This is a genomic window from Vibrio sp. B183, assembly GCF_000740665.1.
Lineage (GTDB): Bacteria > Pseudomonadota > Gammaproteobacteria > Enterobacterales > Vibrionaceae > Vibrio > Vibrio coralliilyticus.
The window spans coordinates 20,624-39,021 of the sequence record NZ_JPQB01000013.1; the positions used below are offsets into that span (position 1 = coordinate 20,624).

Genomic DNA, 18,398 nt, shown 5'->3' on the forward strand with positions numbered 1-18,398 from the left:
AACGTTAACTTTGTTCTACTGACCGCAACACTGTTTGAATTTTTTACCACTACCACACGGGCAATTGTCGTTACGCCCGATATCTTTAAATGGGTTTACACTTTGTGCTTTGGCACCGACCATGGCTTCATCTGCCGCTTGTGCGACTTCATTAATCATCAAATCCAGCTGACCAAGAAAGTCATTTAGTGCCGGTGGCGTTTCGATACCTGCCTCTTTCATTTGTGCTTGAGTCTGCTCTTCATCGATTGCCAACATCATTGTGGTTAGCAAAGCTTGTAGCATGCGTAATGTCCCATCACCGATAGACGTTTCCGCCCATTGCTCTTCGATGGTGGGCCAGAGCATCATAAAACCTTCAGCGAAATCAGCGAGCTGCTCGTCACGCTGCTCTTCATTAAGCAAGGACAACAAAGAATATTCATTGCGCTTTAAATAGCTGTATTGCTGATTTATATGACCTTCAACCTCCGCCTTAACAGACTGTGCTTGCTCGGAAAAAAGGCTAGGCAACCAACTTTCTGGTGCGAGAGGCTTTGTCGCCAAGTTTGCGGCCAAAGTGATCCCTTCAAGATACAGTGCAGATTCTTCAGTTTTGGATGGTTCAAGTGTCAGTAGTTGATAAGTCATTATCTGATTCAATGTTGCTAGATTCTCACGCCATTATAACCCCATGCGCCGCTGTGGGTCACCCAAGTCTTGGTAAGGAACATAGACGGCTCCATTGGTTCATTTTTGAGAAGTCGTTCATTTCATTTAACACACTTAGACCTAAATGGAGTAAATATTCAATTCAATGACTTATTTCACTTTGAGAATTAGAGTGATGAATGCAAAATCCCGTCGATTATAGTTTTAGCAACCTATTTAGATGCAGTCGGGTTAACCATGAAAAAGCACAAACCCAGCGGCTTTACGCTGATCGAACTGGTGGTCGTGATTGTTATTCTCGGCGTGCTTGCCGTCACAGCCGCCCCCAGATTTTTGAATTACCAACGTGATGCTCATGTTTCGAGGGCCGACGCTGCGTTTGCCAGTTTTGCCAATGCCATTCAGCTCTATCAAGCGAAATGGCTGACAGAAGGTGAACCTACCAGTCACGTCGGTTATGGGATTGAAGACATATACCCTTCTGCTCTGGGCTTCCCTATGTCAGTCAATCATGAACCTTCTGATCCCGCTTTAGGGCCTATCCGAGGGGAAGATTGTGTCGCAATGTGGAATGCACTGATGCAGGTGGATTTAACAATCAGGCCACTGACTTCTACCATATTGCCTTCCGATACCGATATTGTCGCTTGGTATACCGCCAACAATGAGTGCACGTATTACTACACCAGCGGCTATGACGAAGATGAAGAGTCCCCGATGTTGCGCTACTCACCCTTAACTGGAGTCATTGAGAAGGCGATCGGAAGAAATAACGCCTAGTTGTTAGACATCTCGTAATGAAGTCACTAAAATCACGCCTCCTAATTCGGAGGCGTTTTTTATGCGAGTTGTTCTGGGCCCTATGGAGGGCGTTTTAGACCATTTGATGCGAGAGATATTAACTGACATCAACGACTATGATCTGTGTGTCACAGAATTCGTTCGCGTGGTCGATCAGTTATTGCCAGAACACGTATTCTATCGCCTCTGCCCAGAGCTAAAACAAGGCTCACACACCAAATCCGGTGTCCCAGTTCATATCCAGCTGTTAGGACAAGACCCTCATTGGATGGCTGAAAATGCGGTTCGCGCCGCTGAACTGGGAGCGAAAGGCGTTGATATCAACTTCGGTTGCCCAGCAAAGCTAGTAAACAAAAGTAAGGGCGGAGCTGCACTACTTCAGCATCCTGAGCTTATTCATCGCGTGGTCAAAGCCTGTCGTGAAGCCGTACCAGAAGGTACTCCGCTCACAGCCAAAATTCGCCTTGGTTGGGATAACCCAGAAGACTGTTTCGAGATCGTAGATGCGATTCAAAGCGCTGGTGCAGACGAACTCACTGTTCACGCACGCACAAAAACGGGTGGTTATAAGGCCAGCGAAATTAAGTGGGACTATATCAACCAGATTCGTCAGCGCTTTACTATCCCATTAATTGCCAATGGCGAGATTTGGAACTACGAAGATGGTCAAGCCTGTATCGAAACCACGGGTGTCGACTCTCTAATGGTATGCCGTGGCGCGTTCAATGTGCCTAACTTGGGCAATGTAGTTAAGCATAATCACACCGTGATGCCTTGGGCAGAAGTGGTCAAACTGCTGCTACTTTACTCGCAATACGAAATGAAAGGCGATAAAGGCCTCTACTACCCGAACCGCGTCAAACAATGGTTCTCCTATTTACGACACGAGTACCCTGAAGCCAATGAGCTCTTTCGTGAAATTCGTACCTTTAACAAGGCTGAGCCGATTGTAGAACGTATTAAGGAATACCAAACTCAGTTATATGTGGCCTAAAACACCAGCCTGTTTTTACCACTGTTTTTGGCCTCATAAAGCTTTTCGTCCGCGGCTTTGAATAGACTTTCAAAGTCGCTGTTTTCTTCAGATCTAACTATCTCTACTCCCCCAGAGACCGTAAACCCTCCCTCTACAACATTTGCAGAGTCCCGACCAATTGCCTCGCGTACACGTTCCATCGTCATACGCATCTTTTCAACGTCTCGACCACGAAGATAAACCACGAACTCTTCGCCCCCAAAACGAGCTACAGCATCACTGTCTCGAATACTCTTTTCAATTTGCTCAGCCATAAAACAGATCGCATCGTCACCGACATCATGGCCATAAGCGTCATTGATCGATTTAAAGTTATCAATATCCAGCACGGAAAGCGCAAGATACTCACTATGAGTTGTGTTTCTAAGGAAGGCTTCCATTCCACGTCGATTAAGTAATCCTGTCATTGGGTCTCTCGCAGCTAGATCTCTAAAGTAGCTTCTTTCAACGTGCGTATTCACATAAAACAGTACAGTAACGAGCAGTATGTATAAGCAAAGCGTCACAACTAAGCTGTACTTCTCGAACAGAAAGAAGTTTTTAATTTCAGCTTGCATATCAAGTTCGTAATAAAGCATATGGTTGGAAACAATACCGTTAATACCCAACATATACTCTCTTACCGCATTGTCCGTCGGCTGAGAATTATGGACATTGATCAGGTGAATAGCGCTGGCCAGCTTAGATTCTGACGCAAGTAATTGATTAACATCGACTTGAAGCGTCAAAACGCCTTCTTGCTGAGTCGAGCTATAAACAGGGGCACTTAAATTCAAAAGCTTTAGCTCGGGCATGCTTAATGTTTCAGGACCATAAATCGCAATAAAGTCTTTACGACTACCTGGCTCTCGAAACAAACCTCGCGCGCGAATCAAAGCATTATCCAATAAAGGCTTGGTGATTCTTTTAGCAAGCGTATCTGGAGAAGACATGATGAACCCGTCGAAGTCGACGTAGTGAATACCAAACAAAAAAGCATCAATATCGTGCAAAAACGAAAGTAATGGTGCCATAGAAACATGATCAGTCACATCTTGGTACAGCGCACTTTCCTGCTGACACAAAGACTTGTCACCCACCAGCATATAACTGATGTCGACTGAAGGAATGTCGAGTGTTTTGTTCTCTGCCAAAAGGAGGGCGTCAATCGGCCACATTTTACATAAGCCGTCTTCAATCTTCCTGTTGTGCTCCAGTAAAAGGCCAGTACCTGACTTGTAGTAATTACTGAAGCTGTAATCCAGCGCAGTAACCACTTTTGTTGCCCGTTCAAGAGAAGTTTCGATGCGCTGATATTCATCATCGATATCGCGATTGACCGCATCTAGATAGTTTTTTACCGTGAGAGCAAACAATATGCTAGCGATCACTGCGGGAACAAAAATAACAAACTTAAGACTGAAATGCCCTTTCACCTTCATTAGGGGGAGTGCCTTGCAAATTAATAAAGCCCATTCATAGGATAATCTACAAAATGGGCTTTAGATAGAAACTTGTTAGAACTCAAAGCAATAAGGTTAAGGTATCGTTAACTTCCACTTATCAGTTAAGGAGAAGGCTATCGTCCGCCAGTTCCTCTCCTCTTACTTTAGAGAACATCTCTAGTAAATCTGGCACTTGCATATTCGCTCTTTGCTCACCAGCCACATCAAGCACAATCTCTCCCTGATGGAGCATCACGGTGCGATCACCACACGCTAGCGCATCCTTCATTGAGTGTGTCACCATCATCACGGTCAAATTAAATTCAGTGACAATTTTCTTTGTCAAATCAATGATGAATGCCGCCATTCTTGGATCAAGTGCGGCAGTATGCTCATCAAGTAGTAGCAGCTTGCTATCAGATAGCGTTGCCATCACTAGGCTTACAGCCTGACGCTGACCACCCGATAGCAGGCCGATGTTGTCACCTAAACGGTCTTCCAGCCCTAGCCCAAGAATGCTGATACGCTCTTGAAACAGTTTGCGACGCTTACTTGATAAAGACAGACTCCAGCCGCGCTTTTTTCCGCGCATATAAGCTAAAGCCATGTTTTCTTCTATCGTAAGATCACCGCAGGTTCCCGCCAGTGGGTCCTGGAATACTCGGGCACATTGACGCGCTCTTTGATCAACAGTTTGCCGTGTGACATCCAACTCATTAATGACGACTCGTCCCCCCACCATTGGCGTTTCACCCGTCACAGCTCCTAACAATGTTGACTTACCGGCGCCATTAGAGCCAATAACCGTCAAAAATTGATGTTCAGGGACTTCCAGTGAAACACCTTTCAGTGCTGGATTTTCAAGAATGGTTCCAGGATTAAAAGTGACTTGAATGTTCTCAAGCTGAATCATGCTGCATCTCCTGATTTTTCTACCTGCTTAGATATGACTTTGTTCTGAGCAGGTGAACTAGGCTTTTTTGATTTGAAGTTTCCTTTTAGCTTCGGCGCAATCAGCGCAATTGCTACCAAAACCGCTGTAACCAAGTTAAGATCAGAGGCTTGTAGACCAAACATTCCTGTACTTAATGCAAATGCCACAGCAAGTCGATATAGCACAGAGCCTATAATAACAGCCAGCACAGCCACCCATATCTTTCTCCCAGGAATGAGCGTCTGCCCCAAGATAACTGCAGCAAGACCAACAACAATAGTACCCACTCCAGAAGTCACATCTGCAAAGCTGTTAGTCTGGGCAAATAGAGCACCAGCAAAACCAACAAAGCCATTCGATAGAGCAAGACCAAAATAAGTGTAAAAGGACGTACTGCCACCTTGTGCGGATACCATACGCGCATTAACACCCGTTGCACGTAAACCTAAGCCAAAATCACTGTTAAGGAGCCTAACAACAAACCATGCCGAAACGAGCACGAGTATCCCAACCAACAATGGCCGCATTAGCATAGGGTCACCAATTGCTTCAAATGGAGTCAGAATCGTTTCTTCCCCCAATAAGGCCATATTCGGGCGACCCATAATGCGAATGTTGATCGAGAATGCAGCGATCATGGTAAGAATGGAGGCGAGAAGATGAAGGATCCCACACCTAACCGCTAGAAAAGCCGTCACCCAGCCGGTTGCCGCTCCCGCTAAGATAGCCATTGCGGTTGCAACCCAAGGGTTGATACCCGCAACGATTGCCGTCGCAGCCACAGCGGCTCCCATAGGGAAACTGCCGTCAACACTGAGGTCGGGGAAATCCAATACCCGAAAAGTCAGGTAAACGCCCAATGCCACTAACCCGTAAAGCAGGCCAATCTCAAGCGCACCAAAAAAAGCAAAAGCAGACATAACAACTCCCTTTTCTGCCTTAAAAAAAAGAACGCATAGCGCGTTCTCTTTTTGGGTTACTTAACGCTAGTTGCGCGATCAAGTACTGATGCTGGAATCGTCACACCCAGCTTTTTCGCCGCCGTCTCATTAACGACTAAATCAGACCCTTTGGCAACTTTAACGTCTAATGAACCTGGCGCCGAACCTTCAAGAATCGCCGCAACATAGTCTGCTGTCTGAACGCCAACTTGATAGTAATCAAAACCTAAGCTAGCAATCGCGCCTTTTTCAACATATGAAGTCGCACCACCCAGAACAGGTGTCTTGGCCTGATTCGCCGCTACAATCATACCTTCAATCGCACTGGCAACAGTATTATCTGTCGGTGCATAAATCACATCAGACTTCTCCGCAATTGCCTGAGTCGCAGACTGGACATCAGCACTCTTTATCGCCGTAGCTTCTACAATTTCAATACCCTGCGCTTTTGCACTCTCTTTGAGTAGTTCCACTAAAGTGACAGCATTCGCTTCTCCAGGGTTAAACACAACACCGATGGATTTCACATCTGGCATGATTTCCTTAATCAGTTCAACATGTTGACTCACTGGGGAAAGATCAGATAAGCCCGTGACGTTCTTTCCTGGTTTCTCCATGCTTTTTACTAATTTAGCACCTACCGGGTCCGTAACGGCCGTGAATACAACAGGAATTGAGCGCGTTGCTGATACTAATGCTTGTGCAGTCGGAGTAGCAATACCAACTAGAACGTCAGGCTTTTCACCGACAAACTGGCGAGCAATCTGTACGGCAATCGCAGGGTTGCCTTGTGCCGTTTTGTAGTCAAACTCGAGATTTTTTCCTTGTTCATAGCCCTTTGATTTCAAGCCATCAATAAGCCCCTGACGAGTGGCATCCAGTGCCGGGTGTTCAACGATCTGTGATACAGCTACTTTGGCTGTCTTCGCCATGATGCTTGTTGATGACAGTAGTGCTGCTCCTGCCAATACAGCGGTAGCAATAACTTTTCCTGCTTTCATCTCGACTCCTTGATTACAGCATTATTGATGTGATGTTGTGTGCGGTTAGTGTTTATATAATTATTGATTGAGTTGCACATTTTCTGTGCACATCATTCATTATTACCAATAACTTAGAAAAATTGGAAGGGAGTTTTAACAAAAAATCAACAAACTTAGAGGTGTGTATACGGCTAATTTTTAATCGCCTGAATCAGGATATTTCTCGGCGTAATTTTTTTAGCACAAAAAGCTTCAACAGATACTTGGTAACCATGATCTGCAAGATACAAAGCCTTATCTAGTACCAACCACATTTCCAGACTGCGACGGAACTGTTGTTGAACAAGGCTGAGCCTCTCCATTTGCCAATAACGTTGTTCACCTTTCGCTTCAAATTCCGCAAACGACACATTCGTTGGCAAATCCAGCTGTTTCTGATCGGCCGCCCATTGGCAAAAAGCGCCAAATCCATCGGCCAACAAGGACTTTTTAACACTTGGTACTGGTATGTAATCTTGATGACCACCGACTTCTCTCAATAGCAGGTCCAACCCGAGCCGGTAGCTCATTTCGAGAAAGCGATGCCGTTTAACTCGCTCACCACCTGTAACGGTTTCCTGAAGTGGTATACGCAGCTCTGGCTTTGTTAGTTGAAGCGCTGACGAACAAGCAAGCTTAGACAAAGGGTAATACTTATCCTGTTGGATAAGGTGGTAACAACAAGGCGAGATGCTTAATGCTGGCAATCCAACCGAAACTGCCTTTTCAATCAAAGAAACATGCAAATCGCCGCATGCATGTAATGCAACCGCATGTTGTTTAGGGTTAAGTGCTTGCTTTGCGTCAGCGGAAAGCGCATCTCCTTGGACAAACCTCATGGGTAAGTTCTGTTTATCAGCTTCTTGCTGACCCGAATCACACAACATTTGTTGAAATTCGAAACTGGTCACTGGCTGCTGGCTATGACTGGCAAGTATACGGCCCAAGAAACCTTTACCTGAGCACCATTCAAGCCATTCACTGCCTTGATGAGAGCGTAACGCCGCCTCCCCCATCGACACAATCTGTTCAAGCTTCCTGCCCGGAACTCCTGTCTCAATACCTCGTTCCAATTGCAAACCGTATAAAGTAGAGCTGGTGAGCTGAGTGAAGTCATGAACGATAGATAGAGCAGGGATAAATTGCTCAAGGGCTTTATGGAGTTGCTCGGGGGCAGATTTCAACTCTTCAATTTGTTGAGGGCAAAGTTCAGTAAGCCATTGGCACAACTGAGGGTGTTCAGCTTGCCAAGGTAATTGATCATCAAAGCTAGAAAAGAAGGGCTCAAAGCGCCAAAATTTCTGATGAGATAAGAGAAATGAATCGAGTTGTTGAAATGTGTCTTGCATGCTTCCCCCTGACAAGGGTTTATTCTAGAGGGAAGCAAGGTGAGAAGAAAGTTTCTAACGTACCGGTAGTTCAATATCTTTAAACATTTCTTCAATTTCCGCGCTCGACTTCAGAGAGAGAGCTTGCTCAACGACTGGACGTGTCAAATGCGGAGCAAATCGTTCCATAAAATCAAACATGTACGAGCGAAGGAAAGTGCCTCGGCGGAAACCAATGCTGGTCGTACTCGCACCAAAAATATGGCTAGCGTCGATCGCAACTAAATCTTCATCCTGATCTTTATCGATAGCCATGCTAGCAATCACGCCAACCCCAATTCCCATACGAACATAGGTCTTAATCACATCGGCGTCTGTCGCAGTGAAAACTACTCGTGGCGTCAAGCCGACCTTATTGAAGGCTGTATCCAATTCTGAACGTCCGGTAAAGCCGAACACGTATGTAACCAACGGATAAGAGGCGAGATCTTCAATTGAGATTTTGCCTTTCTGAGCCAAAGGGTGCTCTTTGGGCACAACAATTGATCGATTCCAGTGATAACACGGTAACATGATGGCATCTTGGTACAAATGCAGAGCTTCAGTCGCAATCGCAAAATTTGCCGTCCCCTTAGCTATCGCTTCAGACATCTGTGTCGGCGTACCTTGGTGCATGTGAAGCGATACTTTAGGGTATCGAGCGGTAAAGCCTTTGATTACGTCTGGCAGCGCATAACGTGCTTGAGTATGGGTGGTCGATATATTCAAGGTTCCCATTTCTGGGTGCGTGTGCTCTCCAGCAACCGCTTTAATACTTTCAACACGTGCAAGAATTTCCTGAGAAATGCGGATAATATCTTCGCCCGCTGAAGTCACTTGAGTCAGGTGTTTACCACTTCGCTCAAAAATCTGAATGCCAAGCTCATCTTCAAGCAAACGGACCTGCTTACTGATGCCAGGTTGTGAGGTATATAAACTCTCGGCAGTAGCAGATACATTCAGATTGTGGTTAACTACCTCAACAATATACTTCAGTTGTTGTAACTTCATTCTCGACCCCGTAATCCCTTACTCGACGCCCCATTCTGAGCAAATATAGTTTATAATATTTAGTTATAACGCCTCTTGGTTAAAATTGATAGCACAATTGACTATTTGGGTACTTTATAAAGAGTAATTTCTGATTTGGATGACTTTTTTGTAAGCAATAACTCAAAAATTACCCATAGATCAGAGTTTTCGTTAATAATTAGCCATGGAAACGTAATAATACAAAATAGGTGCAGTGGTTCTTAAGAATCGTGTATCCTTACTCGCTAGCCAACAAAACATAAGATACGGAATTTATGAATATTGGGTTAATCATAGCTTTAGTTGCCATCTTACTGGTGTTAGTGCTTGGCTATAACATCATGCTCCAGTACAAAGTCAAAGTTGAAACTGCAAGAAAGCAAGAAGGTGCCAGATACCTCGCCATCATCGATGCGACAGAAGAGCTGATTGGCCACGCACACCACATGCCGTACAGCAAAGAACTACTGGTTTGTCTGAATACTCGAATTCTTGACGCTGTCGAAAGCATGTTTGAGCTGGATCCAAAGAATAAGCAGCTGGAACAACGCGTTGAACATGTTAAGCAACAAATACAGCAATTAAAGAGCGACAAAAAAGGTGGCGAGAGCACCTCGTTCAAGACGCCAAGTAGCGACAAGCAAGCAATTGTGATGTTGAAGCTGGTGAAGCGTTTACGTGACACTATTCGTAGTGAACATAATAAAGGCCGATTTGAGACTCAAGCTTATGTCGCTGAAAACGCTCGTCTAGAGACCATTCAGATTCGTATTAACATCGAAAACGTAATTAAACGCGCTAATGATGCTATTGTTCGTGGTCAACCTGGCACTGCGATTCAGTTACTGCGTAAAGGCCTCGATGCTCTGAGTAATAAAAACGATAATTACTCGAATCAAGCCAGAGAAAAGCTTCAAGAAATGTACGATGACCTAGAGCAGAAACGCCAATCTAAAAATGCAGAAGAGCTTCATCAGATTGAAGAAGACCAACGCAAAAATGATATGGACGAGCTCTTTGGCGAAAAGAAAAAATGGTAATATAATCCACTCAGTCCGTTTCCAAAAGGTCGCTTATGCGGCCTTTTCTATTTATTGAATAACATCATGATCGATTTGAAAAGCTACGATACTTTACTGGAACCAATCAACAGTTTTCTTCAGTGTGCCACACCGGAAGACTGGATCACCGAAGCCAGTAAACCAGATAACCTAAAAACCGTTCTTATCGATCATTTGTTGTGTGAGCTTAAGGCTGGCCAGTCGGCGATGTATTTAATTCGTAAGTATGCGGTAGACAAAAGCAGCGCTCACAACTTGCTGAACTGGTTTAAGCCCTACGAAGATTTCGCTTATAGAAAAACAGGCAGCTTGGAAACTCTCAAGGGTAAAAGCAATATTTCGAAAGCGATCATGGCCAAATCTGATTCGCCTTATAGTCAGGACTTGATAGACAAAATGGTGTTGCTAATCAAAGAAGAGTTACATCACTTCTATCAGGTTTTGGAAATTATGGATAGCCGAGGCATTGCCTACGAACCTGTACAAGCGAGCCGCTACGCAAAAGGGCTACTTGCAAGTATGGCAACTCACGAACCGCAAACACTCATAGACAAATTGATCATTGGAGCATACATTGAAGCACGTTCCTGTGAACGCTTTGCAAAGCTCGCTCCTCATATGGATGAAGATATTGCTAAATTCTATATCTCGCTGCTTCGTTCGGAAGCACGCCATTATCAGGACTACTTAAGCCTTGCTGAAGAGATCGCTGGCGAAGATATCTCACATAGAGTCGCTTACTTTGGTCAACTCGAAGCCGACTTAATCACCAGTCCTGATAGCGACTTTAAATTCCACAGTGGTACTCCCCTTAAAAACTAACCACTCTGCACTAAATATTAAAAAGGATGCCAAACTGGCATCCTATCTTTTGCTTAGATTATTTGGAGGCGGGACTCGGGTCCAAAAGCGCATTGCCCAACCCAGCAGCATACAACTTCTTACTCACTCGATTGAGTGCCTCTGCTTCATTGGCACCAATGACCAAACTCCCCTTGCTGCGTAAAACTTCAATCATAGATTCAATGCAGTTAGCATCGCTGTCGACACCTGACAGTTTTGAGCGAATAAAGCCAAACCAGTCATCATTCATCTTCTCTTTGACTTTATCGAGAACTTCTTGGCTTGCGACCTGAAACTCGGCTCTGGAGTCAAATGCTTCCTGATTGGTCCGTGCGATATCATAGATAATGTGTGCTTTTTTCTTCGCAACCAGCATACCCGGGATATTGAGCTGTAATTCGGCGATTTGGCCGTTACTCATCTTAAGAAAGAACTTAATATCCTTATAGCCACTGCCATCGGCCTCGACATTAAATCGCTCTAAATTAGAGCCTGATTTAGCGAGCTGGTAACGGTCCTTCAATGCTTTTTGATATTGAGCAACAGCCCTGAACTCCTCAGTACGGCAGATGAACAGTTTCGCCCCCTGAAGGTCTCTGAAGCTTTTTACTTTCACCGTAATACGAGCACAGTCCTTTAAGTCGCCAACATCGTTAGTACGCTCTCGGGTGGTAATTTTTGCCAAGGCTCCACTGTAACTCTTAATACCGCCGTAAGCGCCGGGAGGAAAGCTGATTTCAGCGCCAAACGCCACTTTCAGTCTTTGAGCAAAAGTATTCAATTCGACCTGAGCTTGAATGATCTCTTTAAACATCAGGAACAGCTGCTTACGCTTTAACTTAGCATTGGCAACCTGATTTTTGGCCTTAAAATCCATCGCGCTTGTATCGAGTACTTTCTTCCCTGCATCGTTGGTCACTAAATACTGGGACAAATCTTCGTCTAGATATTCCGCAAGATGAGCATCATCGGTCAATATGTCGAGCATCAGCTTACACATCTTGCCTTCTTCAGTTCGTTGGAAGCTCTTCGATTTCAATTTGGCTTTGAGCTCTGCGAGACCAGACTGATAATCCGCTTGGTTCACCAGACGGAAGCCCTGAGATAAGTGAGTGGATTGTTCGATGCGCTTTAAAACCTCCGCTTTCACCTTAGCCACATCTGCTGGTGTTACTTTTTTGGTTGCTGCATCAGTCAAAGCTTCGCTAGCGCCAACTGACGCCGATAATGTATCAGTCATAACCAACTCCTTGTTTAGAGGTTCATTATAGTCACTAAATCCAAGCTAAACGAAAAGCAGACTAATAACTAGCATGAATGTTTATAATATCGAGAGGTTGTACCTGTAACGAAAAAAATCGCCAGTCAAACTGGCGATTTACAAAACTCTAGATACTGAGTGATTGGTTGATATCCATCAAGACTTTGTCAGGATCCGCAGCTTGAGTAATTGGACGACCGATAACTAAATAATCTGAACCTGCTTGAATTGCATCGACTGGCGTCATGATGCGTTTCTGATCCCCTACAGCAGCCCCTGCTGGACGGATGCCTGGTGTAATCAACTTGAACTCACACCCTAACTCACTCTTCAGCATTGAAGACTCTTGAGCAGAGCACACAACCCCATCCAACCCAGAGTTTTTGGTCAATGTTGCTAGACGAATAACTTGCTCTTTTGGCTCAACGTTGAGTCCGATGCCGGTAAGATCACTTTGCTCCATGCTGGTTAACACAGTCACACCAATCAGTAGCGGGCGGTCTTTACCATATGGCTCTAGGATATCGCGTGAAGCCGCCATCATGCGCTCTCCTCCACTCGCATGAACATTCACCATCCATACACCAAGTTCCGCGGCTGCTCGCACTGCTTTCGAGCATGTGTTCGGAATATCATGGAATTTTAGATCCAGGAATACTGAAAAGCCGCGCTTGTGTAGCTCTTTAACGAAATCAGGACCAAACAGCGTGAACATTTCTTTACCAACTTTCAATCGACAAGAGCTTGGATCAATTCTGTCTACGAAAGTAAGGGCGTCCGCTTGATTGTCGTAATCCAGTGCAACAATAACTTTTTGGTCAATCATTTCATCTCCTACTAACTAATTACATGCCTAAAAAAAGCAGCGGGATCACCGCTGCTATTTTCTTGATTGGAATCCCCAATCGAATTTCTTATTCACCATCAAGGCCTCTAATTGGCTTGATGGTTCCCCAACCTTTACATGATGGACAATGCCAGTACATTGAATGGGTAGAGAAACCACACTTACGACATCGGTAATGAGGTTTAACTTTTAACTGCTCTCCCACCAATTTTTGCAACGTCTGCAAACTCGCTTTTGCTCGGCCTTCTTCCGCGTCGGCCAAATGATAATCCATCAAACGATAAAAACCTTTCATGGTTGGATTTTTAACGAGCTGACGAGTGAGTAGCTCCTGCGCAGAACCAGAACCTTCATGTTGAGCAACCATTTGAGCAAGCATGAGCTCTGCCGAGACGCCAGCCTTGGAGACAATACATTGGCGTAAAAAATCCAGTAACTCCTCTTCCTGCCCTAAATGATGGTAACAGTCTGCCAATGTTGGGAGTACTTCGCTAATAAAGTCGATGTCCTGCTCAATCACCATCTCCATGTACTTAATGGTCTGAGCATAATCTTCCACCTCAAGATAGAGCTTACCTAGGGCGATGCTGGCACGAACACATTTTGGGTCTTCAGACAGTGCGCGCTTAAAGTGTTGAATCGCTCGACTATTATCACCGTCTGCTTTTTCTTGCATTGCAAGCTCACACCAAAAATGCGCGATGCTTGTACGCATACGTTTTCTACCTAATTTTACCAACTGGGTCGCGTATTGGATCGCTTTGCCCCATTCCCGTGTTTGTTGGTAGATCGACACTAGCTGTTGCAATGCTGCTTCACGATGATCAGGCTCATCAACGAGTTGCTCAAAGATTTTCTCTGCGCGGTCAAGAAAACCCGATGCCATGTAATCCTTAGCTAGTTGCTGAAGAGCTATGTTTTTTTGATCTATGGTCAGCCCAGAACGAGATATTAAATTCTGGTGAATACGAATGGCGCGATCGACTTCTCCACGAGAACGGAAAAGGTTACCCAAGGCCAAATGTGTATCTATCGTTTCGTTGTCGACCTGAAGAAGTTCGATAAAGTGGTCCACCGCTTTATCCGATTGATCGGACAATAGCAGGTTAAGACCCGTCACATACTGACGAGAGATTTGGTTGGAGTGCTTCTGCTTGTCTTGCTGGGCACTGCGATTACCCATATACCAACCGTATGCTGCTGCGATTGGTAGTAACAAGAAGAGTATTTCTAACATTGAGTAAAAAGCCTACCTATACAACTTATTGGGCTTTAACCTGTTGAGGTTCACTCTCTGGAGGTGAAAGTTTTTTCACTTGTTTTTTCAGCTTGCGTAGTTGCATTTGAGAACGTAGATGTAAACTACCGAAGATAATCCAAGCCAAAACAAAGCCAGTCACAAACACTACACCTAGTAGTGTCGAAAGATGAAACTCACCTTGTGCCAGTAAGTAGTTAAAGTTGACTACTTCCTGGTTCTGAGAGCCTAAAGCCAGTGCAATTAAAAATAGGGCCAGCACGATAACAATTTTTATAATTTTCATGTTCTATCACCTAAGTCGATATCTGCCGATACGATTATGCAGTAAAACCCTTGAACAAACCATGCCTATCTCAGAATTTCATTTCATAAAAAAGCGGCATACACTACGTATGCCGCTTCAATAATAAGTATTTTGAAATTAGTCGAGGTTAACGCGTTCTCGTAATTCCTTGCCTGGTTTAAAGTGAGGGACGTATTTGCCCTCCAGCTCTACTTTCTCGCCCGTTTTTGGGTTTCGGCCTACACGAGGCTCGCGGTAATGCAGAGAGAAACTACCGAATCCACGAATTTCGATTCTATCGCCAGTTTCTAGTGTCGAAGCCATATGCTCTAAAATGTCTTTCACAGCATCTTCAATCTCTTTCGCTGAAAGATGGGTTTGCTCAGCGCAGAGTCTCTCAATCAGTTCAGACTTAGTCATAGTTTCCCTCGTAGAGTAGTTTATCACTTATTATAGTAAGTAATACCAATTCCAACAAACACTTGCTATCAATTCTAGACACAAACCAACAATTTGCGCAATTCCAAATCGCGTTTTATCAGAGTCACTTGCTGAGATTGGTATTAAGACTATTTTAGCTCAATCCATAAAAAAGGAGCCTTTCGGCTCCTTTTTCAATAAAGCGAGATATTATTCGCCTTTAGCTGCTTTGAAAGCGTCAGCCATTGCGTTACCGAACGAAGCGTCATCTGCTTTGTTCAGAGAAGCCATTGCTTCTTGCTCTTCTGCTTCATCTTTAGCTTTAACAGATAGGTTGATTACGCGGTTCTTACGGTCTACACCAGTGAACTTCGCTTCAACGCTATCGCCAACGCTTAGGATTAGAGAAGCATCTTCTACGCGGTCGCGAGAAACTTCAGAAGCGCGGATGTAACCTTCTACGCCTTCTTCAAGCTCGATAGTTGCACCTTTAGCGTCTACTGCAGTAACAGTACCGTTAACTAGTACACCTTTCTTCTTCTCAGAAACGTAAGCATTGAATGGGTCATTTTCCATTTGCTTAACGCCTAGAGAGATACGCTCACGCTCTGCGTCTACTGCTAGAACAACTGCAGAGATTTCGTCGCCTTTCTTGTACTCACGTACTGCTTCTTCACCTGCAACATTCCAAGAGATGTCAGATAGGTGAACAAGACCGTCGATGCCGCCTTCTAGACCGATGAAGATACCGAAGTCAGTGATAGACTTGATCTTACCAGTAACTTTGTCGCCTTTAGCTTGCGCTTCAGCGAAAGACTGCCATGGGTTAGCTTTACACTGTTTCAGACCTAGAGAGATACGACGACGTTCTTCGTCGATTTCAAGAACCATAACCTCAACTTCGTCGCCAACATTAACAACTTTAGATGGGTGGATGTTCTTGTTAGTCCAATCCATTTCAGAAACGTGTACTAGACCTTCAACGCCTTCTTCGATTTCAACGAAACAGCCGTAGTCAGTTAGGTTAGTAACGCGACCAGATAGTTTGTGACCTTCTGGGTAACGCTTAGCGATTGCTACCCATGGATCTTCGCCTAGCTGCTTAAGACCTAGTGAAACGCGAGTACGCTCACGGTCGAACTTAAGAACTTTAACTTGGATCTCGTCACCAACGTTCACGATCTCAGAAGGGTGCTTAACGCGTTTCCAAGCCATGTCTGTGATGTGTAGAAGACCGTCAACACCACCTAGATCTACGAATGCACCGTAGTCTGTTAGGTTCTTAACGATACCTTTAACTTCTGCGCCTTCTTGTAGAGACTCAAGAAGCTCATCACGCTCAACGCTGTTCTCAGACTCGATTACCGCACGGCGAGAAACAACTACGTTGTTACGCTTCTGGTCAAGTTTGATAACTTTGAACTCTAGCTCTTTGTTTTCTAGGTGAGCAGTGTCACGGATTGGACGTACGTCTACTAGAGAACCTGGAAGGAAAGCACGGATACCGTTTAGTTCAACAGTGAAACCGCCTTTAACTTTACCGTTGATGATACCAACAACAGTTTCAGCTTCTTCGTAAGCTTTCTCAAGAACGATCCAAGCTTCGTGACGCTTCGCTTTCTCGCGAGAAAGTTGAGTCTCACCGAAACCGTCTTCAACAGCGTCTAGCGCTACGTCTACTTCAGAACCAACTTCAACTTCAAGTTCGCCAGCAGCGTTCTTGAACTGTTCAGCAGGGATTGCAGACTCAGACTTAAGACCAGCGTCAACAAGAACGAAACCGTTCTCGATAGCTACTACAGTACCTTTAACGATAGTACCTTGTTGGAATTCAGTCTCGTTTAGAAACTCTTCAAAGAGTTGAGCAAAAGATTCAGTCATTTATTTAATCTTCAATAAATTAAACGTCCACGGGTATCCTACCGCGTGGGGTTATTAAATTCGCCAGTCATCATCCATGCGACCAACGCTCTGACCTAGCCGCCTAAACGACTAGCTTAGATTCGATATATTGTAGTGCCTTTTCTACCACTTCGTCGATACTCATCGAAGTAGAATCTAGCAACAGCGCATCCTCAGCGGGGCGTAATGGCGCCACCGGGCGGTTACGATCTCGATCGTCACGCTCTTGGATCTCGCTCAAAAGGTCGTCAAATTTAACATCTAACCCTTTGCCTTGCAACTGTTTAAGGCGGCGGTTCGCACGCTCTTCAGCACTAGCATCAAGGAAGATTTTGGCTTCAGCTTCAGTGAACACAACAGTTCCCATATCACGGCCATCCGCTACAAGACCGGAGCCTTCAGCAAAAGCACGCTGACGACGCAGTAAAGCTTCACGAACGCGAGGAAACGCTGCTACTTTTGAAGCGGCCATTCCGGTTTCTTCTTTGCGTAACTCACCTGAAACATCTTCGCCTTCCAAGATGACTTTCACTAAGTCACCTTCTGCGATGAACTGTACGTCTAGATGAGTGGCCAAGGGAACAAGCGCATCTTCAGATTCAAGGTCAACGCCATGATGAATCGCAGCTAAAGCCAATACTCGATAAATCGCACCGGAATCCAGTAAGTGAAAGCCAAGCTTCTTCGCCAGAAGCATACAGAGAGTGCCTTTACCTGCACCACTTGGTCCATCAACGGTTACAACCGGCGTATGAGACGACATGTTTTACTCCACATTAGTTGAAAATAATAGCCATTGAGCTGACCAATATTCGGCGTGAATTATAGTGGGATTCGCCTCTTCGCACCAGAGAGTATTGACAGTAAAAAGCCAAAAAATAGAGCGCTTAGCGCTCTATCAATTTACAACTTTATACGACTGAGGTTTTTGTCTATTAAAGCGGGGCCAATACCTTTAACCAAAGCCAAATCAGTCACCTTCAAAAAGGGACCGTTTTCGTCCCTATATTGAACAATAGCCTCAGCTTTTTTCGCACCAACACCAGTTAGTAACGCCGCTAATTCAGCCGCTTCAGCCGTATTAACATTCACTGTAATCTCTATTCCAGCGTATTCTGAGTTGGTGGTTTTTTCAGCCGATACAGTAGTTGGGCTATATACCGCGAGCACCATTAAAAGACTCGTCCAAAGTATGCGTAGCATTTCCCATATTCCTCTATGTCACTTGGTGGAATAGATACCGTAGAGGAACCTAACAATAGGAGTAGAGAAAACAGCGCATAATAAAACGGGCTGCAAATGCAGCCCGTTA

The 18,398-nt window shown here is 44.8% G+C and carries 19 protein-coding genes; 4 read left to right on the forward strand and 15 right to left on the reverse strand.

From position 1 onward, the window contains the following. Positions 1-15: 15 nt before the first annotated feature. A complete protein-coding gene (locus IX95_RS13815) occupies positions 16-630 on the reverse strand; it encodes an SEC-C metal-binding domain-containing protein (protein WP_019277900.1) in 615 nt (204 codons plus the stop codon). 258 nt (positions 631-888) lie between these two features. Here IX95_RS13815 and IX95_RS13820 point away from each other — a divergent pair, with 258 nt between their 5' ends. Further along, entirely contained in the window at positions 889-1,431 is a 543-nt protein-coding gene (locus IX95_RS13820; protein WP_038160983.1) for a prepilin-type N-terminal cleavage/methylation domain-containing protein, read from the forward strand. Positions 1,432-1,492: 61 nt separating this feature from the next. Further along, positions 1,493-2,446, forward strand: coding sequence for a tRNA dihydrouridine(16) synthase DusC (dusC, locus tag IX95_RS13825; RefSeq protein ID WP_038160986.1), 954 nt, complete (start codon positions 1,493-1,495; stop codon positions 2,444-2,446). On the opposite strand, the gene IX95_RS13830 is transcribed toward dusC, so the two are convergent. From IX95_RS13830 to cysB, 6 genes are all read right to left on the reverse strand, one after another. Continuing rightward, positions 2,443-3,909, reverse strand: coding sequence for a sensor domain-containing diguanylate cyclase (locus IX95_RS13830; RefSeq protein WP_038160988.1), 1,467 nt, complete (start codon positions 3,907-3,909; stop codon positions 2,443-2,445). The two genes, dusC and IX95_RS13830, sit on opposite strands and share 4 nt — an antisense overlap. Positions 3,910-4,030: 121 nt before the next feature. Continuing rightward, entirely contained in the window at positions 4,031-4,825 is a 795-nt protein-coding gene (locus tag IX95_RS13835) for an ABC transporter ATP-binding protein (RefSeq protein WP_006959315.1), read from the reverse strand. Continuing rightward, positions 4,822-5,766, reverse strand: a complete 945-nt coding sequence (locus IX95_RS13840; RefSeq protein ID WP_038160991.1) for an ABC transporter permease — start codon at positions 5,764-5,766, stop codon at positions 4,822-4,824. The genes IX95_RS13835 and IX95_RS13840 overlap by 4 nt, the downstream gene beginning before the upstream one ends. A gap of 56 nt (positions 5,767-5,822) precedes the next feature. Then, entirely contained in the window at positions 5,823-6,788 is a 966-nt protein-coding gene (locus tag IX95_RS13845; RefSeq protein ID WP_038160994.1) for an ABC transporter substrate-binding protein, read from the reverse strand. 173 nt (positions 6,789-6,961) lie between these two features. Continuing rightward, positions 6,962-8,158, reverse strand: coding sequence for a methyltransferase (locus IX95_RS13850; RefSeq protein WP_038160997.1), 1,197 nt, complete (start codon positions 8,156-8,158; stop codon positions 6,962-6,964). 54 nt (positions 8,159-8,212) lie between these two features. Further along, a complete protein-coding gene (gene cysB, locus IX95_RS13855; RefSeq protein WP_038161001.1) occupies positions 8,213-9,187 on the reverse strand; it encodes an HTH-type transcriptional regulator CysB in 975 nt (324 codons plus the stop codon). Between the two features lie 296 nt (positions 9,188-9,483). On the opposite strand from cysB, the gene IX95_RS13860 reads away from it, so the two are divergent. Next, positions 9,484-10,248 (forward strand): hypothetical protein, encoded by a 765-nt coding sequence (locus tag IX95_RS13860; RefSeq protein WP_019277891.1) that lies wholly within the window; start codon positions 9,484-9,486, stop codon positions 10,246-10,248. 66 nt (positions 10,249-10,314) lie between these two features. After that, positions 10,315-11,091 (forward strand): tRNA isopentenyl-2-thiomethyl-A-37 hydroxylase MiaE, encoded by a 777-nt coding sequence (gene miaE, locus IX95_RS13865; protein ID WP_038161005.1) that lies wholly within the window; start codon positions 10,315-10,317, stop codon positions 11,089-11,091. A gap of 58 nt (positions 11,092-11,149) precedes the next feature. Here miaE and IX95_RS13870 read toward each other — a convergent pair whose 3' ends face one another. The 8 genes from IX95_RS13870 to IX95_RS13905 all read right to left on the reverse strand — a co-directional run bounded on the left by IX95_RS13870 (position 11,150) and on the right by IX95_RS13905 (position 18,259). Then, entirely contained in the window at positions 11,150-12,352 is a 1,203-nt protein-coding gene (locus tag IX95_RS13870; RefSeq protein ID WP_021457154.1) for a hypothetical protein, read from the reverse strand. Positions 12,353-12,500: 148 nt separating this feature from the next. After that, a complete protein-coding gene (gene pyrF / locus IX95_RS13875; RefSeq protein WP_038161009.1) occupies positions 12,501-13,199 on the reverse strand; it encodes an orotidine-5'-phosphate decarboxylase in 699 nt (232 codons plus the stop codon). An 88-nt stretch (positions 13,200-13,287) separates the two neighbouring features. After that, positions 13,288-14,457: a lipopolysaccharide assembly protein LapB gene (gene lapB, locus IX95_RS13880; RefSeq protein WP_006959331.1), complete on the reverse strand. Its 1,170-nt coding sequence runs from the start codon at positions 14,455-14,457 to the stop codon at positions 13,288-13,290. A 25-nt stretch (positions 14,458-14,482) separates the two neighbouring features. Next, a complete protein-coding gene (locus tag IX95_RS13885) occupies positions 14,483-14,764 on the reverse strand; it encodes a LapA family protein (protein WP_021457153.1) in 282 nt (93 codons plus the stop codon). A 138-nt stretch (positions 14,765-14,902) separates the two neighbouring features. Then, positions 14,903-15,184, reverse strand: coding sequence for an integration host factor subunit beta (gene ihfB / locus IX95_RS13890; protein ID WP_006959336.1), 282 nt, complete (start codon positions 15,182-15,184; stop codon positions 14,903-14,905). 210 nt (positions 15,185-15,394) lie between these two features. Then, positions 15,395-17,065 (reverse strand): 30S ribosomal protein S1, encoded by a 1,671-nt coding sequence (rpsA, locus tag IX95_RS13895; protein WP_006959338.1) that lies wholly within the window; start codon positions 17,063-17,065, stop codon positions 15,395-15,397. A 103-nt stretch (positions 17,066-17,168) separates the two neighbouring features. Continuing rightward, positions 17,169-17,849 (reverse strand): (d)CMP kinase, encoded by a 681-nt coding sequence (cmk, locus tag IX95_RS13900; protein WP_019277885.1) that lies wholly within the window; start codon positions 17,847-17,849, stop codon positions 17,169-17,171. A 140-nt stretch (positions 17,850-17,989) separates the two neighbouring features. Beyond that, positions 17,990-18,259, reverse strand: a complete 270-nt coding sequence (locus tag IX95_RS13905; RefSeq protein WP_006959342.1) for a ComEA family DNA-binding protein — start codon at positions 18,257-18,259, stop codon at positions 17,990-17,992. Positions 18,260-18,398: the final 139 nt, after the last annotated feature.